The 24,129-nt window shown below is 44.2% G+C and carries 26 protein-coding genes; all 26 read right to left on the bottom strand.

The window, feature by feature from the left end; all coding sequences use genetic code 11:
- Positions 1 to 4 precede the first annotated feature (4 nt).
- A complete protein-coding gene (gene flgF / locus HNQ82_RS04540; RefSeq protein ID WP_183247550.1) occupies positions 5 to 793 on the bottom strand; it encodes a flagellar basal-body rod protein FlgF in 789 nt (262 codons plus the stop codon).
- Between the two features lie 87 nt (positions 794 to 880).
- A complete protein-coding gene (gene mreB / locus HNQ82_RS04545) occupies positions 881 to 1,885 on the bottom strand; it encodes a rod shape-determining protein (protein WP_183247552.1) in 1,005 nt (334 codons plus the stop codon).
- 80 nt (positions 1,886 to 1,965) lie between these two features.
- Positions 1,966 to 2,229, bottom strand: coding sequence for a sporulation transcriptional regulator SpoIIID (spoIIID, locus tag HNQ82_RS04550; protein WP_032101302.1), 264 nt, complete (start codon positions 2,227 to 2,229; stop codon positions 1,966 to 1,968).
- A 222-nt stretch (positions 2,230 to 2,451) separates the two neighbouring features.
- On the bottom strand, positions 2,452 to 3,228 hold the full coding sequence (gene spoIIQ, locus HNQ82_RS04555) for a stage II sporulation protein SpoIIQ (RefSeq protein WP_245191145.1): 777 nt from the start codon (positions 3,226 to 3,228) through the stop codon (positions 2,452 to 2,454).
- Positions 3,229 to 3,302: 74 nt separating this feature from the next.
- Positions 3,303 to 4,289: a stage II sporulation protein D gene (gene spoIID, locus HNQ82_RS04560; protein ID WP_246348881.1), complete on the bottom strand. Its 987-nt coding sequence runs from the start codon at positions 4,287 to 4,289 to the stop codon at positions 3,303 to 3,305.
- A gap of 99 nt (positions 4,290 to 4,388) precedes the next feature.
- Entirely contained in the window at positions 4,389 to 5,687 is a 1,299-nt protein-coding gene (gene murA, locus HNQ82_RS04565) for a UDP-N-acetylglucosamine 1-carboxyvinyltransferase (RefSeq protein WP_183247554.1), read from the bottom strand.
- Positions 5,688 to 5,718: 31 nt separating this feature from the next.
- Entirely contained in the window at positions 5,719 to 6,414 is a 696-nt protein-coding gene (locus HNQ82_RS04570; protein WP_183247556.1) for a YwmB family TATA-box binding protein, read from the bottom strand.
- An 82-nt stretch (positions 6,415 to 6,496) separates the two neighbouring features.
- On the bottom strand, positions 6,497 to 6,727 hold the full coding sequence (locus HNQ82_RS04575; protein ID WP_032101306.1) for a DUF1146 family protein: 231 nt from the start codon (positions 6,725 to 6,727) through the stop codon (positions 6,497 to 6,499).
- 56 nt (positions 6,728 to 6,783) lie between these two features.
- Positions 6,784 to 8,286 (bottom strand): NADH-quinone oxidoreductase subunit NuoN, encoded by a 1,503-nt coding sequence (nuoN, locus tag HNQ82_RS04580; protein ID WP_183247558.1) that lies wholly within the window; start codon positions 8,284 to 8,286, stop codon positions 6,784 to 6,786.
- 4 nt (positions 8,287 to 8,290) lie between these two features.
- Complete coding sequence (locus tag HNQ82_RS04585; protein WP_183247560.1) at positions 8,291 to 9,802, bottom strand: NADH-quinone oxidoreductase subunit M; 1,512 nt, start codon at positions 9,800 to 9,802, stop codon at positions 8,291 to 8,293.
- 173 nt (positions 9,803 to 9,975) lie between these two features.
- Positions 9,976 to 11,160, bottom strand: coding sequence for an RNA-guided endonuclease InsQ/TnpB family protein (locus HNQ82_RS04590; protein WP_183247563.1), 1,185 nt, complete (start codon positions 11,158 to 11,160; stop codon positions 9,976 to 9,978).
- A gap of 111 nt (positions 11,161 to 11,271) precedes the next feature.
- On the bottom strand, positions 11,272 to 13,122 hold the full coding sequence (gene nuoL / locus HNQ82_RS04595; RefSeq protein WP_183247566.1) for an NADH-quinone oxidoreductase subunit L: 1,851 nt from the start codon (positions 13,120 to 13,122) through the stop codon (positions 11,272 to 11,274).
- Between the two features lie 58 nt (positions 13,123 to 13,180).
- Complete coding sequence (gene nuoK, locus HNQ82_RS04600) at positions 13,181 to 13,492, bottom strand: NADH-quinone oxidoreductase subunit NuoK (RefSeq protein ID WP_004892986.1); 312 nt, start codon at positions 13,490 to 13,492, stop codon at positions 13,181 to 13,183.
- Positions 13,489 to 13,998: an NADH-quinone oxidoreductase subunit J gene (locus HNQ82_RS04605; RefSeq protein ID WP_055440770.1), complete on the bottom strand. Its 510-nt coding sequence runs from the start codon at positions 13,996 to 13,998 to the stop codon at positions 13,489 to 13,491. The genes nuoK and HNQ82_RS04605 overlap by 4 nt, the downstream gene beginning before the upstream one ends.
- On the bottom strand, positions 13,995 to 14,414 hold the full coding sequence (gene nuoI, locus HNQ82_RS04610; RefSeq protein ID WP_003396988.1) for an NADH-quinone oxidoreductase subunit NuoI: 420 nt from the start codon (positions 14,412 to 14,414) through the stop codon (positions 13,995 to 13,997). Before nuoI ends, HNQ82_RS04605 begins: the two co-directional genes overlap by 4 nt.
- 22 nt (positions 14,415 to 14,436) lie before the next feature.
- Positions 14,437 to 15,438: an NADH-quinone oxidoreductase subunit NuoH gene (nuoH, locus tag HNQ82_RS04615; protein ID WP_183247797.1), complete on the bottom strand. Its 1,002-nt coding sequence runs from the start codon at positions 15,436 to 15,438 to the stop codon at positions 14,437 to 14,439.
- A complete protein-coding gene (locus HNQ82_RS04620) occupies positions 15,438 to 16,538 on the bottom strand; it encodes an NADH-quinone oxidoreductase subunit D (RefSeq protein WP_055440771.1) in 1,101 nt (366 codons plus the stop codon). Before HNQ82_RS04620 ends, nuoH begins: the two co-directional genes overlap by 1 nt.
- Positions 16,539 to 16,542: 4 nt before the next feature.
- On the bottom strand, positions 16,543 to 17,640 hold the full coding sequence (locus tag HNQ82_RS04625; protein WP_183247568.1) for an NADH-quinone oxidoreductase subunit C: 1,098 nt from the start codon (positions 17,638 to 17,640) through the stop codon (positions 16,543 to 16,545).
- Positions 17,641 to 18,153, bottom strand: a complete 513-nt coding sequence (locus tag HNQ82_RS04630) for a NuoB/complex I 20 kDa subunit family protein (protein WP_006319894.1) — start codon at positions 18,151 to 18,153, stop codon at positions 17,641 to 17,643.
- Complete coding sequence (locus tag HNQ82_RS04635; protein WP_052009615.1) at positions 18,144 to 18,542, bottom strand: NADH-quinone oxidoreductase subunit A; 399 nt, start codon at positions 18,540 to 18,542, stop codon at positions 18,144 to 18,146. The genes HNQ82_RS04630 and HNQ82_RS04635 overlap by 10 nt, the downstream gene beginning before the upstream one ends.
- A gap of 122 nt (positions 18,543 to 18,664) precedes the next feature.
- Positions 18,665 to 19,069 (bottom strand): F0F1 ATP synthase subunit epsilon, encoded by a 405-nt coding sequence (locus tag HNQ82_RS04640; protein WP_032101314.1) that lies wholly within the window; start codon positions 19,067 to 19,069, stop codon positions 18,665 to 18,667.
- A 24-nt stretch (positions 19,070 to 19,093) separates the two neighbouring features.
- Positions 19,094 to 20,515, bottom strand: a complete 1,422-nt coding sequence (atpD, locus tag HNQ82_RS04645) for a F0F1 ATP synthase subunit beta (protein WP_032101315.1) — start codon at positions 20,513 to 20,515, stop codon at positions 19,094 to 19,096.
- A gap of 28 nt (positions 20,516 to 20,543) precedes the next feature.
- On the bottom strand, positions 20,544 to 21,404 hold the full coding sequence (locus HNQ82_RS04650) for a F0F1 ATP synthase subunit gamma (RefSeq protein ID WP_055440774.1): 861 nt from the start codon (positions 21,402 to 21,404) through the stop codon (positions 20,544 to 20,546).
- Positions 21,405 to 21,472: 68 nt separating this feature from the next.
- On the bottom strand, positions 21,473 to 22,987 hold the full coding sequence (atpA, locus tag HNQ82_RS04655; protein ID WP_183247570.1) for a F0F1 ATP synthase subunit alpha: 1,515 nt from the start codon (positions 22,985 to 22,987) through the stop codon (positions 21,473 to 21,475).
- 23 nt (positions 22,988 to 23,010) lie between these two features.
- Positions 23,011 to 23,547 (bottom strand): F0F1 ATP synthase subunit delta, encoded by a 537-nt coding sequence (locus tag HNQ82_RS04660; protein ID WP_183247571.1) that lies wholly within the window; start codon positions 23,545 to 23,547, stop codon positions 23,011 to 23,013.
- Positions 23,544 to 24,053 carry a F0F1 ATP synthase subunit B gene (atpF, locus tag HNQ82_RS04665; RefSeq protein WP_055440889.1) on the bottom strand — a complete coding sequence of 170 codons (510 nt, stop codon included), beginning with the start codon at positions 24,051 to 24,053 and terminating at the stop codon, positions 23,544 to 23,546. The genes HNQ82_RS04660 and atpF overlap by 4 nt, the downstream gene beginning before the upstream one ends.
- Between the last annotated feature and the right edge of the window lie 76 nt (positions 24,054 to 24,129).

Here is a 24,129-nt window from a genome sequence, read left to right on the forward strand (position 1 = left end):
CCCCCTACTTTAAGCGGCCGATTTCATTTGCCGCTTTGTCCATACTTTTATCGTATGCTTGTAAAATTTTTTGGTTCGCTTCAAACGCTCGGTAAGCCGAGAGCATGTCGGTCATCGCACGAGACAAATCGACGTTTGAACGTTCAATATATTGTTGACGAATCGTATACGTCTCAGCAGTCGGGAGTTGTTGTTCGGCCCGAAATAAACCGTTTCCTTCTTTCGCAAGCGCTTGGACATTTTCAGCGTAAGCGATGCGAAGGCGTGCAAGTTGCTCCCCACTTTTTGTAATCGTTCCGTCCGTTAATACAGTAAACTGCTCGTCCCCGACGAAAATACGGTTTCCGTTTTCATCGAGCACGTAAAGACCGTCTGTCGTCGTTAAAAAGCCGTCTGCATCGATCGTAAAATGACCGTTGCGCGTATAACGAACGTCCCCTGTTTCGTTTTGTACCGTAAAAAATGACGTGCCTGTGCCATCAACAATAGCTAGGTCGGTATTGTTGCCTGTTTCGCGTATATCGCCTTGAGCAAAGTTTGGCACAAGTTCTTGCACGTACACACCCGTCGATAGCGGGCCAATATATGTCCGATCACGCCATGTCAGTTTTTTTTCTGTCGGAATTGTCGTTTGTTGAATGCGATGCATCAACATCTCTGGAAAAGCCCGTAACGATGCTTGATCGGCTTTGTAGCCTGGCGTATTGGCGTTTGCGATATTGTTCGTCATCATTTCGATGCGGCGTTGTTGGGAAAGCATGCCTGAAGCAGCTGTATATAATCCGCGAAACATAAAATGTCCCCTCCATCGTTTTCACACTACTTTCATTATAAAAGAAAAAGGGGAAAAAAGCGAATAGGTACCATTTCCCAATGGTACCTACACAAGTTGACGATATGGAGCTTTGTCGATATTATCAAGCATTAACCCTGTGCCGATCGCGACACAATCCATCGGATTTTCCGCAATAAAAACAGGCACTTTTAATTCTTGCGCAAGCAGTTGGTCAATGCCATGAAGCAACGCCCCGCCCCCCGTTAAGAAAATACCGCGGTCAATAATGTCGGCTGACAGCTCTGGCGGTGTGCGCTCAAGAACGCTTTTTGCTGTTTGGACGATCGTATATACCGTTTCGCGTAGCGCTTTTTCAATTTCACCGGAACGAATAGTAATCGTTCTTGGCAAGCCAGTTACTAAATCGCGACCGCGAATATCCATCGCTTCATCGCGAGCGTTCGGAAACACAGTAGCGATGTTTATTTTAATTTCTTCCGCTGTTCGCTCACCAATTAATAACTTATATTCTCGTTTAATATAGTTTAAAATTTCTTGATCAAATTTATCACCGGCTACTTTAATCGATGCGGATGTGACGATGTCACCCATCGATAATACCGCAACGTCTGTTGTACCTCCACCGATGTCAATCACCATGTTTCCAGATGGTTGGAAAATGTCCATTCCAGCGCCAATGGCTGCTACTTTCGGTTCTTCTTCTAAGTATACTTTTTTGCCGCCGCTTTTTTCGGCTGCTTCTTTAATCGCTTTACGTTCGACTGACGTAATGTTCGTTGGACAACAAATTAAAATGCGCGGTTTCGCAAACCAGCCTTTTACATTGAGCTTGCTTAAAAAATGTTTCAGCATCGCTTCAGTAATTTCAAAGTCCGCAATCACCCCATCTTTTAACGGACGGATGGCGACAATATGCCCAGGCGTGCGCCCGACCATGCGCCGCGCTTCCTCTCCGACTGCCAACACCCGCTTTGTATGTTGATCAATCGCAACGACAGAAGGCTCGTTTAATACAATGCCTTTTCCTTTCACATAAATCAACACGCTCGCCGTGCCGAGATCGATGCCAATATCCCTTGCTAAAAACATGTATGTTCCTCCTTGCCATTTCTCCTAATAAAATATTTTACCACAACGATGTCGAAAAAAGAGCAAGGGGAACAAGAAATTTACGTTGCTTGCTCCGTTTCTTTTTTATATTTTTTCTTCGTTGCTTCTCCTCCTCGCAAATGGCGAATGGATTTATGGTAATCTAAAATTTCTTTCACTTCATTCGCTAATTCGGGGTTAATTTCTGGGAGCCGTTCCGTTAAGTCTTTATGCACGGTGCTTTTGGACACACCGAACTCTTTCGCGATGACGCGAACGGTTTTTTTCGTCTCCACGATATACTTGCCAATCTTGATTGTACGCTCTTTGATGTAATCGTGCACACTGCTCGCCCTCCCTAAGTTGGATGTGAGAAGTGTGAAATGAGACGTATAAGGCGTTTATCGCAGTGGCGTTTACTCGTTCATAACAAAATCGTCAATCCCATCTATTAATCGTTCATCTCACCTCAAACACCCTCGTTGTTCAAGTTTGTAATAGTGTATTAGGCAAGAAGAAAATATATTCCATAAAAAAGCGAACAGATGAGCATTTTGCCCACCTGTTCATGTTCTTGCCATTCCGATCGAAGCATCTGGAACAGTGCTTGACGGGTCGCTTTGTTGTTCATTTGTTTTGTTTTGATTTGTTTCTTGTTGTTCCGTTTGTTGCTCTTTGTTTTCTAATGCGCTCAGCGGTTGATCGAAGTAAGCGACTGGATTGACCGCTTGCCCATCTTTACGAATTTCAAAGTGGACGTGAACGCCTGCTTCTTGATTAAACTCGTTTGTGCCCGCTTTTGCAATGACTTGTCCTTGTTTGACTGTATCACCTGTTTTCACTTGAACGTCTTGTAATGATTGATATACCGTCACAACGCCGCGATCGTGTTGAATATGAACGACGTATCCAAAAAGCGGGTCTTTTTCTGCTTTAATGACTGTTCCACTTAATGATGCAGTTACATCAAAGCTTTCGCCGTTTTTCATCGCGATGTCGACACCTTTGTTTGGATAATATTCATCATTATAAGAGACGAGAGCAGCTTCTTGTTCTTCGGCTGGTGCACTGAAGTCGTAAAATGGTTTAGCGATTTCAACAGCATTCGGATCAAGGACAGGCATCGCAATTTGTTCCACTACTTGTTGAACCGGTACAGACTCTGGTTCGTTCACCGCTGTACCTTGTTTCGCTTCATCAACAGGCGGTTGTACGATGTCGTTTGTTTTGCTTTGGAACCAAAGCACACCTGTTAAAATGAGCGCTGCACTGAACAAATAAATGGAAGGAACAACCCAACGTTTACGGAACAACTTTGAAACTTTTTTGTTTTCTTCTTTCATGTTCATCACCTCAGCAACCATTGTGAACAGAAAGAAGAACATTTATACACATGAAAACAAAAAAATTTGTCGCTTCAAAATTTCGAAGCGACAAGTGAGAGATCGTGAATTTGTACCCCTTGGTAATAATATTTGACAATCTCTTTATACGTTTTCCCTTGCTTGGCTAAAAAGTTTGCCCCGTATTGACTCATGCCGACGCCGTGGCCGTATCCTTTCGTCGTAATAACGATGTGATTTCCTTGCCTTGTCCATGTAAAATCCGTTGATTTTAATTGCAACTTTTCACGCACTTCCCGACCGGTAAGCTGTTTACCATTAATATCGACAAGGGCAACACGCTTGCCTGGCGTGCGCGCAAGCACTTTGCCGACCGAACCGCCTTTCGGTAATTTCACACCGAGCCGTTGTTCAAATTCACGAACAGATATCGTCACTTGTTCATAAAACTTCGGCGACTGTGTATCCCACGGGCTTTCAACGCTCGTTAAATAAGGGAAAGCGTTTTGCCAGTACGCTTCTGAGTTTTCCGTATAGCCGTTGCTCGTGGAGAAAAATGCCGCTTCAATTGGCTCATTATTGTACGTTAAAATTTGTCCCTTCGTCGCCTCGACCGCTTCTTTAATTTTTTTTATTTTCCATTCGTAACTGATGCCCCACATGTCTTTTAGTTGCTCGTCATTATAATACACTTGATGCATGACCGTATCGGTGACGTTTGCCCCTTCTGGTAGTTGAATCGGTTGGTTATATATGAGCTGTTTGACGATGTACGTTCTTGCGGTCAATGCTTGCGCTTTTAATGCTTCCATTTCAAACTCTGCTGGCATTTCCGCTGCTACCACACCAATGACATATTGTTCTAGCGGCAGTCGCTCCACCTTTTTTTCCTTGCTTCGATATACAGCTACTTCCACCGTCGGCTCATCGCGCGCTTGAATTTGCATCGGTTGGGCAGGAAGGGACGCCTCTTGCTTTTCCCCAAATGCTAAAACAACTAATGCAGGAATGAGTAAAATGAGTGTAAATAACGCAATCGTTGCCATCATCCATTGTCGCAATTGAATCCCCCCTTTGTCATTATTACACTTTATGCCGAGGGACAAGCATATATGCAAAAAAACGACCATTCGCCTTCTGCAAACGGTCGTTTCTTACGTTCATCCAACATCTGTCATTTGTCTTTGTACTGTATCGATATCTTCACGTACACGTTCAATATCAGCACCTAACATAGCTAATTTTTCATGGAAGCGAACGTAACCGCGATCTAAATGTTTCAGTTCGGTCACGCGCGTATATCCTTCTGCAGCGAGCCCGGCTAAAATAAGTGCTGCAGCCGCACGTAAATCCGTCGCAGCCACTTCTGCCCCTTGCAGTTGGCACGGGCCGTTAATAATGACGGAACGCCCTTCAATTTTCATATCAGCATTCATACGCCGAAATTCTTCGACGTGCATAAAGCGATTTTCAAATACCGTTTCTGTCACCATGCTTGTGCCTTCTGCTTTCATAAGAAGCGCCATCATTTGTGACTGCATATCCGTTGGAAAGCCCGGATGTGGCATCGTTTTTACGTCAACGGCTTTCAATTTGTCGGGAGCAATGACGCGCAAACCGCTGTCTTCTTCTATAATGGTGACACCCATTTCTTCAAGTTTTGCGATTAACGATGTTAAATGTTCTGGCACCGCACCTTGCACAAGAACGTTTCCGCCTGTAATGGCAGCTGCAATCATAAATGTTCCAGCTTCAATACGATCAGGAATAACTGTATGTTCGGCACCATATAATGTAGTAACCCCGTCAATGCGAATCGTGCCTGTTCCTGCACCGCGCACTTTCGCACCCATCGCGTTTAAAAAATTAGCTAAGTCGACGATTTCCGGCTCTTTTGCGCAGTTTTCAATGACGGTCGTCCCTTCTGCTAATACAGCAGCCATCATAATGTTTTCAGTCGCACCGACACTCGGGAAGTCTAAATAAATTTTTGCACCGCGCAATTTTCCATTTACTTCGGCGTCGATGAAACCGTTACCGATTTTCACCGTCGCACCCATCGCTTCAAATCCTTTTAAATGTTGATCAATTGGTCTTGACCCGATCGCACAACCACCTGGTAATGCGACGCGTGCGCGACCTTTGCGCGCAAGCAATGGACCCATCACTAATACAGATGCTCGCATTTTTCGTACATATTCAAATGGAGCTTCAACACTCAGCTCTCCAGATGCATCAACGACAATTTTGTTGTTGCCAACCGTTACGTCCGCTTGTAAGTGACGTAACACTTCACCAATCGTATATACATCGGAGAGTTCGGGTACATCGTAAATGACGCTTTTTCCTTCACTTGCTAATAATGTTGCGGCGATGACAGGTAACACAGCGTTTTTCGCACCTTCCACTTTCACTGTGCCACTTAACCGCTTCCCGCCGCGGACGATGATTTTTTCCAAGGCATTCCCCTCCGCGTCCAAAGTCTCTATATTAATATTCAGCTGTTATGATTGGGGTGCCAATGACAACGGTCGTTCGCGCGCCCAATCCGTCTTGTCGTAACGCCAGTTGAAGATTCATTTGTTGTTGTCCGACAGAAAGTGATGTCTTCCACTGCTCAGTATATGCTGAGACAGAGACAAATGCCTCTTCACGCAATGATTCAATCGGTTGCGCTTGAAACGAAGCAAGCAAGCGAACCGCCTCGTCAAACAAAACACCTTTCATCTTACCATCGAATTCCCCTGTAATACAAGTGAAAAATGTAGGTTTTACGAATAATTTTGTCGTTTGTCGGACGAGTGTACGTTCGAGTTGTTTATTCCACGTTGAACCGGTTGCTTCATATAAAACAACAATCGTTTGATGATGAGCGACCGTGATGAGTTGAATTGTTTCAACGTAAGCGGAGGTTTCACGTTTGCCAATCATCTTGTGCGGTTCAGCCGTCCAACGAAAAGAGGACCATGTTCTCACGTATTGTTGGATCCAGTTGTGAGGGTCATTCGTAAGCACTTGCTCTTTGGCGTAGACGTTCCATCGTTTGAGGTGAATATGATGGGATTCAAATACGCCAAGCATGTCGTTCATTTTCGTTATTTCTTCATCGACACGTTTACCATCATACATCCGATAACCACTTAATAACAAACAAAAAATAACGAGTGCCAACCATCTTTTTTTCATCTCTTTTCCCTTCCTCTCCTTAGCTTTTATTGTTGCCAGATCGGAAGGGAAGATACGTAAAAAAAATCGACAATGCTCGCGTCTAAAGTAAAAACGGCAACTGGCGCGACCAGCGTAAATAATCTAAAAAGAAATTGCTCACTAATGAGCCGATGACAATCGTCAAAAGAATGTAAAATACACGCGCTTGAATGATGCGATTCGGTTTAAAAATAACTTCAAGCCGCACCGCTTGTAACGTCCACCACGTCACTGTAATGAAAAATACGTGCGACAATAAACTAATTAACGCTTCTTGTCCAAACGTCTCCATGTTTACTCCTCCTTCAATATAAAAAATGGAAGGGTACACCCCTTCCATTATACGTCTTATTGAAGAAAATCGCTAAAATGTTCAAACGGTGCAAGGAAATCGTAGGCAATGTTCGGAAACACCCCTAATAAAACAGTGCCGATGACACAAATAACGACAACTGCAATAACTCCCGATGGCCACTCTAATCGATGTGTATGTTCGACCGGCCGGAAAAACATTTGAACGAAAATACCGAAGTAATAGACGTACGATACAACTGTTGTGATCACCATGATAGTTGCAAGCACGTAATGAGCTGGCTCAACGACGAATGCACCGAGGAAAATGTTCATTTTCCCGATAAATCCAGCCGTCCCAGGAATGCCTGCAAGCGATAGTAAAAAGATTGTCATCGCTACCGCCATGAGCGGCGAGCGACGGTACAAGCCCGCAAATATGCTCACGTCTTCATCATCTTGATGCTGAGAGACGACTTGTAAAATTGCAAACGCCCCAATGGTCATAAACAAATACGCCAACAAGTAAAACCAAATCGCTTCAAACATAAACATCGATAAGCTCGCAAAAGCGACTAATACATACCCTGCATGCGCCACGCTTGAATATGCGAGCATACGCTTCACGTTCCGTTGACGAAGCGCAATTGTATTGCCAATAATCATCGTTGCTCCTGCCAAAAAGGCGATGTATGGCGCAAGCGTCATAAGCATTGAAGCAGAACTTCCTGATGGCGTTTGAGCAAATACGGAAACGATGACGCGCAACACGATAACAAATCCAGCTGTTTTAGAAACAACGCTTAAGAAAGAAACAACTGGCGTCGTTGCGCCTTGATATACATCCGGCGCCCACATATGAAACGGAGCGGCCGCTAATTTAAACGATAGCCCAACAAACGTAAGCAAAAAGGCGAGCGATAAAATGTATTGATGATTCTCATCATACGTGCTTGCCAGTTGCCCAGTAATTTCTTTTATATTCGTCGATCCGGTGAAGCCAAAGATGTAGCTCATCCCGAACAACGTGATAGCCGTTGCAATACTTCCGGTAATGACGTATTTTAACGCTGCTTCATTGGCTAATGTATGTTTTTTCCGAATCGCGACGAGAATATAAGAAGAAATCGACAATAGCTCAAGTCCGACAAATAATGTAATGAGATCGCCGCTTGATGTCATCATCATCGCGCCAAGAAGCGCGGTTAAAAACAAGTAGTAAAACTCACCGCGATATGCGATGCGCTCTTTCGGTTCATAATGAAGAGCAAGCAATAAAACGAGCGCACTACCAATGAGCAATAACGCTTTAAATGATTTGGCGAACGAATCGAGACGGAACGTATCACCTAAAATGGACGTGACATCACTCGTCCATAAACCGAGCAAAGATACGAACGAAACAGCGACGCCAACGAAAGCGAATAAGCCAAGGAGACGCCGACTACGATTTTCCGGCATAAATAGGTCGATGAGTGAGAGCGCAATGGCCACACCGAGAATAATAAATTCCGGCATCATGACGCCCCATTCATAGCTAAGTAATGTTTCGAAATCCATCTCATCAACCCCCTAACCCGTTCATCATCGTTTCAATCGTCGTTTGTATTGGCATCGCCAATACGTTCGGATATACACCGATGATGACAATAAGAAGCAGTAAACTAATTGCCGGCACCCATTCGATGCCTCGTAAATCGTACACGTTTGATACCGTTGTTTGTCCGAACGTCATGCCAAGTACAGCGCGTAATAAATACACAGCGGTCATAATAATACCGAGCGTACCGATGGCAGCTAACCACGGTTCTGCTTGAAATGCACCAACGAACGCCATAAACTCGCTAATAAATCCGGACGTTCCTGGCAAACCGAGTGAAGCCATCGCACCGGCGAGAACAAAACCTGAAACGTACGGCATCGTCTTCGCCAAACCACCTAAACGAGCAAGCGTCGTTGTACGCGTTCTTTCGTACATAACGCCAACGAAGAAGAATAAAAACGCCGCGATAAATCCGTGTGACACTGCTTGAAAGATCGCTCCTTGTATTCCTGCCTCGTTGAGCGAGCCAAGCCCAATTAATACAATACCCATATGCGATACACTCGAATAAGCAAGCACCATTTTAAAGTCGGTTTGTCTAAGCGCTAAAAACGCACCGTACAACAAATTGACAATACCGAAAACAATAAGCCATGTCGAAAATTGTTGAAATTGCCCGGGAAATAATCCGAATGCGAATCGGACAAGACCGAAAGCACCAATTTTTAACAAAACTCCTGCATGCAGCATGACGACTGATGGTGGCGCTTGAACGTGCACACGCAACATCCAACGATGAAGCGGCACGATCGGCAATTTTACTCCAAATGCAACGAGTAATGCAACAAGTAGACCGTAACGAAGATCGTCGGAAATTGGCGAAATGGTTTGTACCGCTGGGTTAGTTAATATGTAGCGTAACTCCGCAATGTTTGATGTGCCGGTACGCGCAAACAATACCGCAATAACGATCAATAAGACAGCGGAACCGAGACCGTTATAAATTAAATAGCTGTAGGCTGCTTTTTCTTTTTCGAAATATCCCCATTTTCCAATTAAGAAAAACATCGGGATGAGTGTCAACTCAAAAAAGATGAAAAAGAGTACAAGGTTGCTAGCAGCAAATACACCAAGCATACCGATTTCAAGCAATAAAAACAGTTGAAAATACCCTTTCCACTCTTTTTGAATGGATGTAGAAGCGATCGCCGCAAGTGTTGCTAAAATGGTCGTTAAAACGATCATGACAAGCGCAAAACCGTCAACATGAAGTTCATAGGCGACAGTAAAATCCGTCTCCTTTAAAAACGGGAACTCACCAAATCGAATCCATGACCGTTTTTCCGTTAACTTGCTTATATCATAGCCGTTTTGATATTGCCAAAACGCAAACAACGATAAGCATAACGATGGCAACGTTGCCAACACACCAAGCCATTTAATCGCTTTTTCTTGCTCTTTCGAAAGAAGCGAAAGAACGAGTATACCTAAAAGCGGGGAGAAAATTAAGAGCGATAAAAAGTATGGCTGCATTATAAATACCCGTTACAGAAAACTTATAAAACTTTATAAAGCATCTACAATTCTTTACAAAGTTTTTGTTTCCTTCCTTGTTCATCGCGCCCGATTTCGCAAAAAAGCTACTCTCGTTTTCTTGGCGCTCCGAAGGCTTTACTTCCCCACTAACGTATGGGTACATGGTCATGTCACATCATGGATTCGGCATATTGTTTCAAGTTGATGCTTGCATTCAAATCGCGATCGATTTCTATCCCACACGCCTCACAACGGTACGTCCGTTCCGATAAAGAAAGGTGGTCTTTCACATGACCGCAACGGCTGCACTTTTTGCTTGACGGATAAAACCGATCTGCCACGATCAACTGAATGCCGTACCACGCACATTTGTACGTCATTTGCCGCTTAAACTCGTGGAATGTTTGTTGTTGAATCGCTTTTGATAGCTTGCAATTTTTTAACATGCCACTTATGTTCAAGTCTTCCATCACGACATACGCTGGCTTGGCTTTCACCAACGTCGCTGTGATGTGGTGAGTATGGTTAAGCTGCATATTTTTCAGCCTTCGGCGTTTTTTCAAAACAAGGAATTCAATTTTCTTAATGTTTTCCGTTTTTCTGTAACGGAATTCACCTCCTTCTGTTTTCGTTTTATTCATTTCGTACTTTCGTGATATTCGTCTTTGCATGCGCCTAATTGACTTTTCCAGCTTTTTTACTTTCGGTGTTTGGTTGATGTTTGGAAACGTCATGCCATTGCTGACGGTAGCTAACGATTTTACCCCTAAATCAATGCCGATGCCTTCGCTGTACGTGCCGTGTTTTACTTCCGCTTCCTCTACACCGACCGTTAAAAACCAATGTAGTCCGTCAAACACGATGCGTGGATTGACATATGTCACATGTTCGCCATATGGAATACGACCTCTTTCTGCAAGGCGTATCCAATTGAACTTTTGCTTATTTTTCTTTTTGGAAGGCGTCAGTTTTTCTAGTTTCACATGCGTGTCGGTGATTTTAATTTTCGATGTATCTTGATAAAAACTTGGGCGTGTTCGTTTCTTCGTTTTAAATTTCGGAAACTTCGCCCGTCCTGCAAAAAAGTTTTTGTAGGCTTGACACGCATCTTTTATTGCTTGTTTTGTGATGTTGTTGGAATAATTGTTGAGCCAACTGTACTCTTTCGTTTGTTTGAGCTGCGTTAATCTTTTTCTTAATTCACCATCATTTAAAAATTTACCGCCTTGTTTATGATTTTCTTGTTGTTGTGCTAAGGCAAAATTATACGCCCACCTTGCTACACCCGCACACTTAAATAATTTTGTTTGTTGTTTATGATTAGGAAGTAGCATAACCTTATATGTTTTAATCATTTTCAGTGAGCTCCTTAATCATCTTCTTGGCTTTATTTGCTCTTTTGCTTTGTAATTTTATAAATTGCATATAGGGTTTTATGGATTTTAACAAAAATATTTTAACAGTTACTAACCCCCTGTCACCGCAAAAATGACGACGAGAATCGCTAAAGCGACAATCGTCACCGTACCGTACATTTGCACTTGCCCGTTTTGTAAACGTGAGCCGATTCGGCCGATGCCGCGCGCTGTTGCTGCAAATAATTGTGCCAATCCCTCCACAAGGAACCGATCGATATACTCAAATAACAAGCTAATAAACGAAGCAGCACGAATGACGGTAAGTCCGTAAAACTCGTCGATGTAATATTTGTTCATAAGCACGTTGTACGTGAGTGGGAAACGTGACGATAACCAGTCGCGCGCAATCGCACGTTTGCCATATATGAGCCATGCTAATGCGATTCCGCATAATGAAACAATTGTCGCCACAATCATAATCCAGCTTGGACCTTCTGTATGCGCGTGCCAGTTCGTTCCTTCTGTCAACCACTCACCTAAAAACGCTCCCCACGGTGTTTGCACGTAACCAGAAACGACTGCGAGCACACCGAGCACGATCATCGGCAACACCATAACCGTTGGTGACTCATGCACATCTTGAGCATTTGTCCGCGCTTCACCTGTAAACACAAGGAAAAATAAGCGGAACATATAAAACGCTGTGAAAAAGGCAGCAATAATAGCGACAACAAATAAACCGACATGCCCGTGCGTCCACGCGGCAATTAAAATCTCATCTTTGCTGAAAAAGCCTGAGAAAAACGGAAATCCGCTAATTGCTAACGTTCCGATTAAAAAGAGTGGAGCGGTCCATTTCATTTTTTTCCATAATCCACCCATTTGTTCAATATTTTGCGTATGCACCGCATGAATGACACTACCTGCAGCTAAAAAGAGCAACGCTTTAAAAAAGGCGTGTGTCATTAAATGAAAGACACCTGCGACATAACCTGCGGAACCGAGCGCTAACATCATGTAGCCAAGCTGGCTGACGGTAGAATATGCAAGCACACGTTTAATGTCCGTTTGCACAAGACCGATTGATGCGGCAAAAATAGCAGTAAATGCGCCAACATAAGCGACAGTCATCATCGCTGTTTCACTCGCTTCGTAAAGCGGGAACAATGTTGCCACTAAATATACTCCAGCAGCGACCATCGTTGCGGCATGAATTAATGCTGATACAGGTGTCGGTCCTTCCATCGCATCTGGAAGCCACGTATGAAGCGGAAATTGACCTGATTTCCCGATCGCACCGATAAAAATGAGAATGGCGCTTAACGTCATGATTGTCGTTGAAACATCCCCTTGTTGTAACGCTGCAAAAATGGCTTCATATTCGAAACTTTTCACTTCTAAGAACAATAAAATCATACCGATCAGCAAGCCGACATCCCCGATGCGCGTCATAATGAACGCTTTTTTCGCTGCAGCTTTTGCTTCTTCTTTGTAAAAATAAAACCCGATTAATAAGAACGAGCCGAGACCGACAAGTTCCCAAAAGATATACGTTTGCAGCAAGTTTGGTGATACGACAAGCCCGAGCATCGCGAATGTAAACAAGCCTAGATATGCGTAAAATACCGGAAAGCGCTCATCACCGTGCATATATCCTTTCGCATACGTATGTACGAGAAAACTAACAAGCGATACGACAACGAGCATTAATGCATTTAATGCATTTACTTCAAAGCCGACCGTCAAATGCACATCCCCGATTGTTAACCATGTATATGCTTGTTTGTATGTTGGTGACGTCCATCGCTCATACAACGATCCGAGGGCAAATACGAGCGAAAGAAACGTCAACAACATTCCGACATACGCGCTTCGTTCTTTTAACTGCTTGCCCATAACAAGCAGCACAACAAACGATACGAACGGAAAAAGCGGTATGAGCCATGCGTTTTCCATCATCGTTCAATCATCCCCTTTTTCAGGTGCATTTATATATAACCCCTTTGTTTCCCATCCTTTATCGTTTCATCGAATCGACTTCATCAATATGAATGGTTTTGCGATTGCGGTATAGCGCAATTAAAATGGCTAATCCAACCGCTGCTTCTGCCGCTGCAACAGTAATCGTAAAGAGCGAAAACACTTGCCCTGTAATGCCTGGGTTTACGCCGTACTTGCTAAATGCGACTAAATTAACGTTTACAGCATTTAACATCAGTTCAATACAAATGAGTACGATTACTGTATTCCGTTTTGTTAACGCCCCGTACAATCCGATGCAAAATAACAGAAGCGCAAATACGAGATAGGCGGATAACGGTACGCTCATTCTCCCGCCTCCTTATCATCTTTTTTCGCTAAAATGACTGCGCCAATTAATGCGACAAGCAACAAAACAGACGCAAGCTCAAATGGAATGACGTACTTCGAATATATCGCAATTCCGATTTGTTCCGTATTTTTATCATGAAGCCCAACTGCTTCACTGCCAAAGTCGAGCGTGCGAATGCCAATATACATCACGGCGCCAAAAGCAACCGTACCGAGCAAAGCAAACGCTTTTCGAAGCGGGCTACCTGTCGATTGCCCGTCATCTTGATGGCGCGTAAGCATAATGCCAAACAACATAATGATCGTAATTGCCCCAGAATAAATAAGCACTTGAACTGCCGCGACAAATTCAGCAGATAAAAGCACGTAAATGCCGGCGATGCTGACGAACGTAAAGACGAGCGCCACGACCATATGGACGACTTTGTTTAAATTTAACATAAAAATGCCGCCGCCAAGCGCAATGAGCGCAAGAACGAAAAAAGCAATATATTGTCCACTCATGGCTTATTCACCTTCCGCACGTTCGTATCGTTTTCATCAAGCCACGTTAAATCTTTAAATAACTCATCGCGGCTATATTCTGCTAATTCAAAGTTGTTCGTCATGACAATCGCCTCTGTCGGACATACTTCGGTACATAAATCGCATAAAATACAAATTTCAAAGTTAATGTCGTACGTATCAATAATTTTTCCTTTTTTCGTCGGGTCCGGATGTTTTTTACCCGTCAACTGAATACAGTCGGTCGGGCAAATGTTTGCACACTGATTGCAAACGATACATTTTTCTGGATAAAACTTTTGAATGCCGCGAAAGCGATCCGGCAGCGGAAGCGGTTCATTCGGATAATCGTACGTCACTTTTTCTTTTGTTAAGTTTTTCAGCGTATACGCTAATCCTTTCATTAAACCGAGCATTTCTGCCCACCCACCTTTTTATTTAAAAAAATAGTTGTTTTACAAGAGCTGTCACAAAAATATTCACGAGCGCAACTGGCAATAACACTTTCCAACCAAATTCCATTAATTGATCGGCACGCACACGCGGAAACGTAATGCGAAACCAAATGAATAAAAAGACGACAACGCTAAATTTTAATGCAAACCAAACAGCTCCTGGAATAAAACCGAGAAACGGAAGCGGATGCCATCCCCCTAAAAAGAGCACGGTCGTTAATGCCGCCATCGCAAAAAAGTACACGTACTCTGCAAGCATGAAAAACGCCCAACGAAAGCCAGAATATTCAACATGGAAGCCCGCGACAAGTTCTGATTCAGCTTCCGGTAAATCAAACGGCGTCCGATTTAACTCTGCCACAGCTGCGACAAGAAAAACGAGAAACCCAATCGGCTGCACAACAATAAACCAAACATCTTTTTGCGCTTCAACAATGTCATTTAAGTTTAAACTTCCCGCTAACAAAATGACACCAATAACAGACATGACAAGCGGCACTTCGTATGAAATCATTTGTGCAGCTGCACGCATGCCTCCAAGCAATGCATATTTATTGTTTGACGCCCATGCGCCTGTGACAACCCCAATGGTCGTTAATCCAGAAACAGCAATGTAATACAACAGCCCTACGCCAATATCAGCAAATTGCAATGCATCCGTAAACGGCAACGCTGCAAGCACCATAAAAGCAGGAGCAAACGCAATAACCGGTGCTAAAATGAACAATGGACGATCTGCAGCTTTTGGAATCGTATCTTCTTTCAACAACAGCTTTAACACGTCAGCAACTGTTTGGAGTAATCCCCAGCGACCTCCAACTTGGTTCGGACCGATGCGTCCTTGCATAAATCCCATGACTTTTCGTTCGGCTAAAATGCCGTACGTGACAAACCCTAACACAACGAGCAACAGCCCTACGCCAATCGCAAAGAAAATGGCGACATTCGTCCAGCTCGGCGTCGACTGTAAAAGTTGTTCCATCATCATCCATCGACCTCCCCAAGCACGATATCAATCGCGCCAAGTATCGCAATTAAATTTGCGATATTTTCCCCTTTTAGTAATTTTGGAAGGATTTGCAAATTATAAAATGACGGTCGACGGAATTTTAAGCGATACGGCTCTTTTTTCCCGTCGCTCGCAATATAACAACCAATTTCTCCCCGCGGTGACTCGATGCGTACATACGCTTCTCCCGGTGGCGCTTTAATGATTTTTGGCACTTTCGCCATAATTTCACCGCCATCTGGAAACTGTTCGCATGCTTGCTCAATAATGCGAAGCGATTGCTCGATTTCAGCGAGACGGCACTCATAACGGGCAAAACAGTCACCTTCTGTGCGTACTGGTACATCAAAGTCAAACCGATCATAAATCGAATACGGTTCGTCTTTTCTTAAATCCCATTTCACCCCTGTACAACGTAAATTAACGCCACTTAACGAATAGGCTAACGCTTCTTCTTTCGTATATTTGCCGACGCCGATGACGCGATTGCGGAAAATTTCATTTCCTGTAACGAGCTCATGATAACCTTCGAGCTGCTTGCGCATATACGGAACGAACTGCTTGACTTTGTCAATCCATCCATCTGGCGCATCCCATTTTACCCCACCAACACGCATGTAGTTAAATGTGAGCCGCGCACCTGATAGTTCGTTTAATAGATTAATAATCATTTCTCGTTCACGAAACGCATATAAAAACGGACTGACTGCACCAATATCAAGCAAATACGTTCCCCACCAAACGAGGTGGCTCGCAATGCGACCAAGTTCCATCGCAAGCACACGTAAATATTCCGCTCGCTCTGGCACTTCAATGCCCATCATCGTTTCTACTGCATGACAAATGACGTAGTTGTTCGTCATCGCGGATAAATAGTCCATCCGGTCTGTATACGGGATGATTTGCGTATACTGCAAATTTTCTGCGATTTTTTCTGTCCCGCGATGAAGATAACCGATGACGGGAGTCGCTTCTTTAATCATCTCTCCATCAATTTTTAGCACGAGGCGAAATACCCCATGCGTGCTCGGATGTTGTGGTCCGACGTTTAAAAGCATCTCCTCTGTTCTCAGCACGCCCTTACCCCTCCATATCGTATGGCTCGTAATCTTTCCGGAGCGGATAGCCGACCCAGTTTTCCCCTAAGAAAATGCGAATAAGTTGCGGATGACCTTCAAAACGAATGCCAAGTAAATCGTACGCTTCGCACTCCGGCCAATTCGCCCCTGGCCAAAGCGGAACAAGCGAGTCAATAACCGGATGGTCACGGTCAATTTTTACTTTCAGCGCAACGGACTGACGATTTTTATAAGAATACAAGTGGACGTACACTTCCATATGCGTTTGAAAATCTGTTCCGTGCAATTCGGATAAATAATCAAAACTTAGTTGCTCATTATATTTTAAAAACTCAGCTACTTTATAATATGTATCTTTTTTAGCAACAAGCGTTGGCACGTCTTTCGACAAACGATTAATGTAAGCGTTTTCTAACACATCTTTTCCGAGATGCTCTTCAATGACTTTGACGTATTTGTCGAGATATGGCTGATTTGGTGACGGCTTTTCTTCTTTTTCTTCGCCACCATCTGCACCTTTTGCTTTTGCTAATGCTGCGGCTTTTGCTTTCGCCGCTGCCGCTGCTTTTTTCTTCGCTAGTTCTTCTTCGCTTAATTCTCCAGACTCTGCGGCTTTTTGTTTTGCTAACGCCGCGGCTTTCGCTTTTGCCGCTGCTGCTTTTTTCTTCGCTAGTTCTTCTTCGCTTAATTCTCCAGACTCTGCGGCTTTTTGTTTTGCTAACGCCGCGGCTTTTGCTTTTGCCGCTGCTGCTGCTTTTTTCTTCGCTAGTTCTTCTTCGCTTAATTCTCCAGACTCTGCGGCTTTTTGTTTCGCTAACGCTGCGGCTTTCGCTTTTGCCGCTGCTGCTGCTTTTTTCTTCGCTAGTTCTTCTTCGCTTAATTCTCCAGACTCTGCGGCTTTTTGTTTTGCTAACGCCGCGGCTTTTGCTTTCGCCGCTGCTGCTGCTTTTTTCTTCGCAAGCGCAAGGTCATCTTCGCTTTCGAGCGTTGGCTCAGTTTGTTCCGTTGCTTGCTTCGCTGCAAGTCTCTCTTTTGCTAATTGTTTTGCGCGTTCCGCTGCTTCTTTTTTTCGTTGCTGTAAATCTTTTTCCTCGCTCATTTACAGCACCTTCTTTCCTGTTTTCGCTTCGTAGCGAATTTTTTCTTTTAGTTTGTTAATGCCATAAATTAATGCAGCTGGATTTGGCGGACAGCCCGGAATGTATACGTCAACAGGTACAATTTGATCGACGCCCTTCACAACGCAATACGACTTCACATATGGACCTCCTGCTGTCGCACACGATCCCATCGCAATGACCCATTTCGGCTCAGGCATTTGATCGTATAGACGACGAACAATGGGAGCCATTTTTTTCGTCACAGTTCCTGAAACGATCATGACATCTGACTGACGAGGCGATGTGCGAAAGAAAGAGCCGAAGCGGTCTAAATCGTAATGCGAAGAACCAACTCCCATCATTTCAATGGCACAACAAGCAAGACCGAACGTGAGTGGCCATAAAGAATTGCTGCGCGCCCATGCTTTTAACTGCTCTAATGTCGTTAAAAAGACGTTGCGGCGCATTTCTTCCATTTCTTGATCTGATACGTTCAATAATTTTACATCCATTTTAACACCTTCTTCTTCCAAGCATACACAAGTCCAATCAACAACATGACGACAAAAATAAGCATTTCAATAAGCGCAAATGCACCAAGCTTATCAAACGCAACAGCCCATGGATATAAAAATACCGTTTCTACGTCAAAAATGACGAACAATAACGCAAAAATGTAGTATCGTACGTTAAATTGCACGCGCGAATCGTGGAACGGATCTAATCCGCTTTCGTACGTCGTTTGTTTCGCTGCATTTGGCGCATGCGGACGAAGGAAACGGCCGGCTGTAAGCGCAACGATTGGAAGCAAAATACCTAAACAAAGAAACACAAAGACGACTACATAACTGTTTACATAAACGTTCAACGATGTCCCACCCCTTTGTGACTTTATACACATTTTTCGAAAACGTCATACTATTAAGACTGTAACCGATAACATTATATCACTTCTTCACATATGTGTCGATAAAACTTGTTCCAAAAATAAACAAAAAACCCTAAGAGGCGATGCTCTTAGGGTTAAAAATGACGATTTGCTACATTTAAACGGTTAATTGCACGACGCAATGCTAATTCTGCCCGTTTATGATCGATTTCATCTTGTTTCGCTTGCAAGCGGCGTTCAGCCCGTTCTTTCGCCGCTTTTGCACGCGCAACATCAATATCTTCTGCTCGTTCTGCAGCTTGCGCCAAAATCGTTACACGATCAGGGCGAACTTCTAAAAAGCCACCGCTCACCGCTACAAGTTCAGTCGCATTTCCCTTCTTTAAGCGAACTGCGCCAATCTCGAGCGGTGCGACCATCGGAATGTGCCCTGGCAACACGCCGAGTTCGCCGCTTTGCGCTTTAGCGCTCACCATTTCCACATCCGCTTCATATACTGGGCCGTCCGGAGTTACGACACTGACTTTAATCGTCTTCATGAAAAAATCCTCCTCGGTCCCTTATTAAACTTCTACGCCCATTTTTCTCGCTTTTTCAACAACTTCTTCAATACGGCCGACTAAGCGGAACGCATCTTCTGGAAGATGGTCATATTTTCCTTCCAAAATTTCTTTAAAGCCACGAACTGTTTCTTTTACAGGAACATATGAACCAGGTTGTCCTGTAAACTGTTCAGCGACGTGGAAGTTTTGCGATAAGAAGAACTGAATGCGACGAGCGCGATGAACGACAAGTTTATCTTCTTCAGAAAGCTCATCCATACCAAGGATGGCGATAATGTCTTGCAATTCTTTATAGCGTTGCAACGTTTGTTGTACTTTACGTGCCACTTGGTAATGCTCTTCCCCAACGATTTCAGGTGAAAGCGCACGAGACGTCGATGCAAGCGGGTCTACCGCTGGGTAAATACCCATCTCTGATAATTTACGCTCTAGGTTTGTTGTTGCATCTAAGTGTGCGAACGTTGTCGCTGGTGCTGGGTCTGTGTAGTCGTCCGCAGGGACGTAGATCGCTTGGATCGATGTAACTGAACCGACAGCTGTTGATGTAATCCGTTCTTGTAACTGACCCATTTCTGTCGCAAGTGTTGGTTGATAACCTACCGCGGAAGGCATGCGTCCTAATAACGCAGACACCTCTGAACCGGCTTGCGTGAAACGGAAAATGTTATCGATGAAGAACAATACGTCTTGTCCTTGCTCATCACGGAAATATTCCGCCATTGTTAATCCTGTTAATGCTACGCGCATACGTGCTCCAGGTGGCTCGTTCATCTGACCGAATACCATCGCTGTTTTGTTAATAACGCCAGAGTCTTTCATTTCATGGTACAAGTCGTTTCCTTCACGCGTGCGCTCACCAACGCCAGCGAATACAGAAATACCACCGTGCTCTTGCGCGATGTTGTTAATTAATTCTTGGATTAAAACCGTTTTCCCTACACCTGCTCCACCGAACAATCCGATTTTTCCACCTTTAATGTACGGTGCAAGCAAGTCTACGACTTTAATTCCTGTCTCTAAAATTTCAACTTGAGTTGAAAGTTGTTCAAATTTTGGTGCTGGACGGTGAATCGAATCGCGACGAGCGTCTGCTGGGATGTCTTCGCCTAAGTCAATCGGTTCTCCTAATACGTTAAATACGCGTCCGAGTGTCACTTCACCAACAGGAACTGAAATCGGTGCTCCTGTATCGATGACCTCCATACCACGCACTAATCCGTCTGTCGTTGACATCGCAATTGTGCGCACTGTGTCGTCCCCAAGGTGAAGGGCTACTTCTAACGTTAAGTCGATGTCGACTTCTTTTTCGTTACGCGCTTTATGTTTAATTTTTAGGGCGTTGTAAATCGCAGGTAAGTGTCCGTCTTCGAACTTAACGTCTACAACGGGACCCATAACTTGAATAACGCGTCCTTTTGCCATCGTTTTCCCTCCTAACTGCTAATCAACGTTATTGCAATGCGTTCGCTCCGGCCACAATCTCTGTAATTTCTTGCGTAATTGCTGCTTGACGGGCACGGTTGTAAGAAAGCGTAAGTGTCCGAATCAATTCTTTTGCGTTGTCTGTTGCGTTTTTCATCGCTGTCATCCGCGCCGCATGCTCGCTTGCTTTCGCATCAAGCAACGCTCCATAAATTAAGCTTTCAGCGTATTGTGGCAACAATACTTCTAAAATTTCTTCTTGTGACGGTTCAAATTCGTAAGTCGTCAACTTTTTATCAGAAGCTAAATCTGTTAACGGCAATAACTTTTTCTCCGTCACATCTTGTTGAATGGCGCTTACGAAATGGTTGTAAAACATGTACAGCTCGTCGAACGTACCATCTGCAAACATGTTTACTGTTTTGTTCGCAATTTCTTTAATGTCCGCAAATGTCGGTTGGTCTGGCAAGCCGGTAATATGTAAAGCTACCGGAATGTTGCGGCGTTTAAAGAAATTTAAACCGACGCGACCGATTGCAATAATCGCATATTCTTCTGCCGAACGGTGACGCTCTTGAATCGTTTGAAAAACGGTACGAAGCACGTTGCTATTGTAGGCGCCAGCTAAGCCACGGTCCGATGTAATTACTAAATATCCTGTCTTTTTTACTGGGCGCTTTACAAGCATTGGATGAGAAGCGTCGTTGCTACCAAGCGCAACGCTCGCTACAACTTCTTGAATTTTTTCCATATACGGTGTAAACGATCTTGCGTTATGCTCAGCACGGTTTAATTTCGATGCCGAGACCATTTCCATCGCTTTTGTAATTTGGCTCGTCTTTTTTGTCGTGTTAATTCGTGCTTTTATGTCGCGTAACGATGCTCCCAAAGGTTTCACCACCTTTTTCGCTCAATTGTTGAAAGGGGACGGAACAGCTATGCTGTTCCGCTCTTTTCTTACTCCGATACAACAAACGTCTTTTTGAACGCTTCAATCGCCTTGTTGAAGTCTTCTTCGTTTGGAAGATCGCCTGTTGTGCGAATGTGTTCCATTAGTTTGTGGCCGTTTTCGTCTTTATCTAACCACGCATGGAACTCTTTTTCAAAGCGGCGAATGTCTTCTACTGGAATATCATCTAAAAATCCACGAGTTAACGCGTAAATGATCGCCACTTGCTTCTCAACTGGTAGAGGCTCATGTAAACCTTGTTTTAACACTTCAACTGTGCGCGCACCGCGAGCAAGTTTTGCTTGTGTCGCTTTGTCAAGGTCTGAACCAAATTGTGCAAACGCCTCTAACTCACGATATGCCGCTAAGTCAAGGCGAAGCGTACCTGATACTTTTTTCATCGCTTTAATTTGCGCTGCTCCACCGACGCGCGATACAGAAAGACCGGCGTTAATCGCTGGACGAACGCCTGAGAAGAATAAATCAGACTGCAAGAAAATTTGTCCGTCCGTAATAGAAATGACGTTTGTTGGAATGTATGCCGAAATGTCGCCCGCTTGTGTTTCAACGAACGGCAACGCTGTTAATGAACCTGCACCTTTCGCATCGCTTAATTTAGCTGCGCGCTCAAGCAAGCGGGAGTGCAAGTAGAATACGTCACCTGGGTACGCTTCACGACCTGGCGGACGGCGTAATAATAACGAAAGCTCACGATACGCTGCCGCTTGTTTGGATAAATCATCGTATACAACAAGGACGTGTTGTCCTTTGTACATGAAGTATTCGCCCATCGTTACGCCCGCATATGGAGCTAAGAATAAAAGCGGAGCTGGTTGCGACGCAGATGCTGTAACGACGATTGTATAATCTAATGCACCGTATTTACGCAACGTTTCAACGACGTTACGAACGGTTGATTCTTTTTGTCCGATTGCCACATAAATACAAATCATGTTTTTACCTTTTTGGTTAATGATTGTATCTACCGCAACGGACGTTTTACCTGTTTGACGGTCTCCGATAATTAGCTCACGTTGACCGCGACCGATTGGTACAAGCGCGTCAATCGCTTTAATTCCCGTTTGTAACGGCTCGTGGACAGATTTACGGTCCATAACACCAGGGGCTGGACTTTCAATCGGACGAGTTTCTGTCGTTTCAATTGGACCAAGTCCGTCTACCGGTTGTCCTAGTGGATTGACGACACGACCGATTAACGCTTCACCGACGGGCACTTCCATAATGCGACCTGTGCGACGCACTTCGTCGCCTTCTTTAATGCCTGTATACGGTCCTAAAATAACGATACCGACGTTGTTTTCTTCTAAGTTTAGCGCCAATCCCATGACGCCATTGGCAAACTCAACAAGCTCTCCTGACATGACGTTGTCGAGGCCATGAGCACGAGCGATTCCGTCACCGACTTGAATGACTGTACCGACATCGCTCACTTCGATTTCAGACTGATAGTTTTCAATTTGCTTTTTTATCAGCGCGCTAATTTCTTCCGCTTTGATGCTCATGCATTTCACCCCTATCTATAAAGTTAGCGAGTTAACTGTCGCTGTAATCTTGCTAATTTTCCGCTGACGCTTCCGTCGAAAATGCGGTTTCCGATGCGCACTTTTACACCACCGATCACATCTTTATCGATGATGTTTGTGATGCGAAGCGCATCGACGCCGACTTTTTTCGCAAACACATCTGCAAGCGCATTCGTTTCATCTTCCGTTAACGGACGAGCGGAATAAACGATCGCCTCAGCTACACCGCGCGCCTCATTTGCTAGCGCAATAAACGCATCGGCTAAATCGCTGACGATATCGATGCGATGGCGATCTAAAAGCAACATGAGCGTATGTTGCAATACCGTCGAAATGTTTGCAAATGCTTCTTGAACGAGCGCTTTCTTTTTTGCCAGTGCGATTTTTGGATGGTTTAACACAGAAAGAAGCGCTTCATTTTGTGCAAACACTTGTTTAACGACACGAAGTTCTTGTTCGAGCTGATCAAGAAGCTGCTGTTCTTTCGCAATTTCAAAAAGTGCCGACGCATATCGTTTCGCTACGACTTGTTTGTTCATCGGCTTTCTCCTACCTCTTGAATGTACTCGTTAATCAGCTTCGCTTGATCTTGTTCGCTCAATTCTTTCTCAATGACTTTTGATGCAATAAGTACGGATAACGAAGCAACTTGTTGGCGCAACGCTGCCATCGCCTGTTCTTTTTCTTGTGCGATTTCTTTTTTCGCCGCTTCTTTTAGGCGCTCTGCTTCTTGGCGAGCCGCTTGAATGATTTGTTCTTTTTGCTCTTCCCCAAGTTTGCGTGCTTCTTCAATAAGCGCTTGCGCTTCTTGGCGTGATTTTTTCATTAATTCGCGTTGCTCTTCCGCAAGCTTTTTCGCTTCTTGATGATGTTTTTCTGCTTGCTCGATTTCGTTTGCAATATGCTCTTCGCGTTGTTTCATGACGCCCATTAACGGACCGAACGCATATTTACGAAGCAAGAACATGAGCAAGAGAAACATGATTAATTGGAATAAGATGTCGCCGCCGTTGAACCCATGTCCACCAGCACCTAATACAAACATGTTTACCACCGCGCGTTTCACTCCCTTCAAAAATCGCCCGAATTATCGATCGGAACGTGTGCGTACGAACATAAAG

This window comes from Anoxybacillus tengchongensis, assembly GCF_014201585.1.
Classification (GTDB): domain Bacteria; phylum Bacillota; class Bacilli; order Bacillales; family Anoxybacillaceae; genus Anoxybacillus; species Anoxybacillus tengchongensis.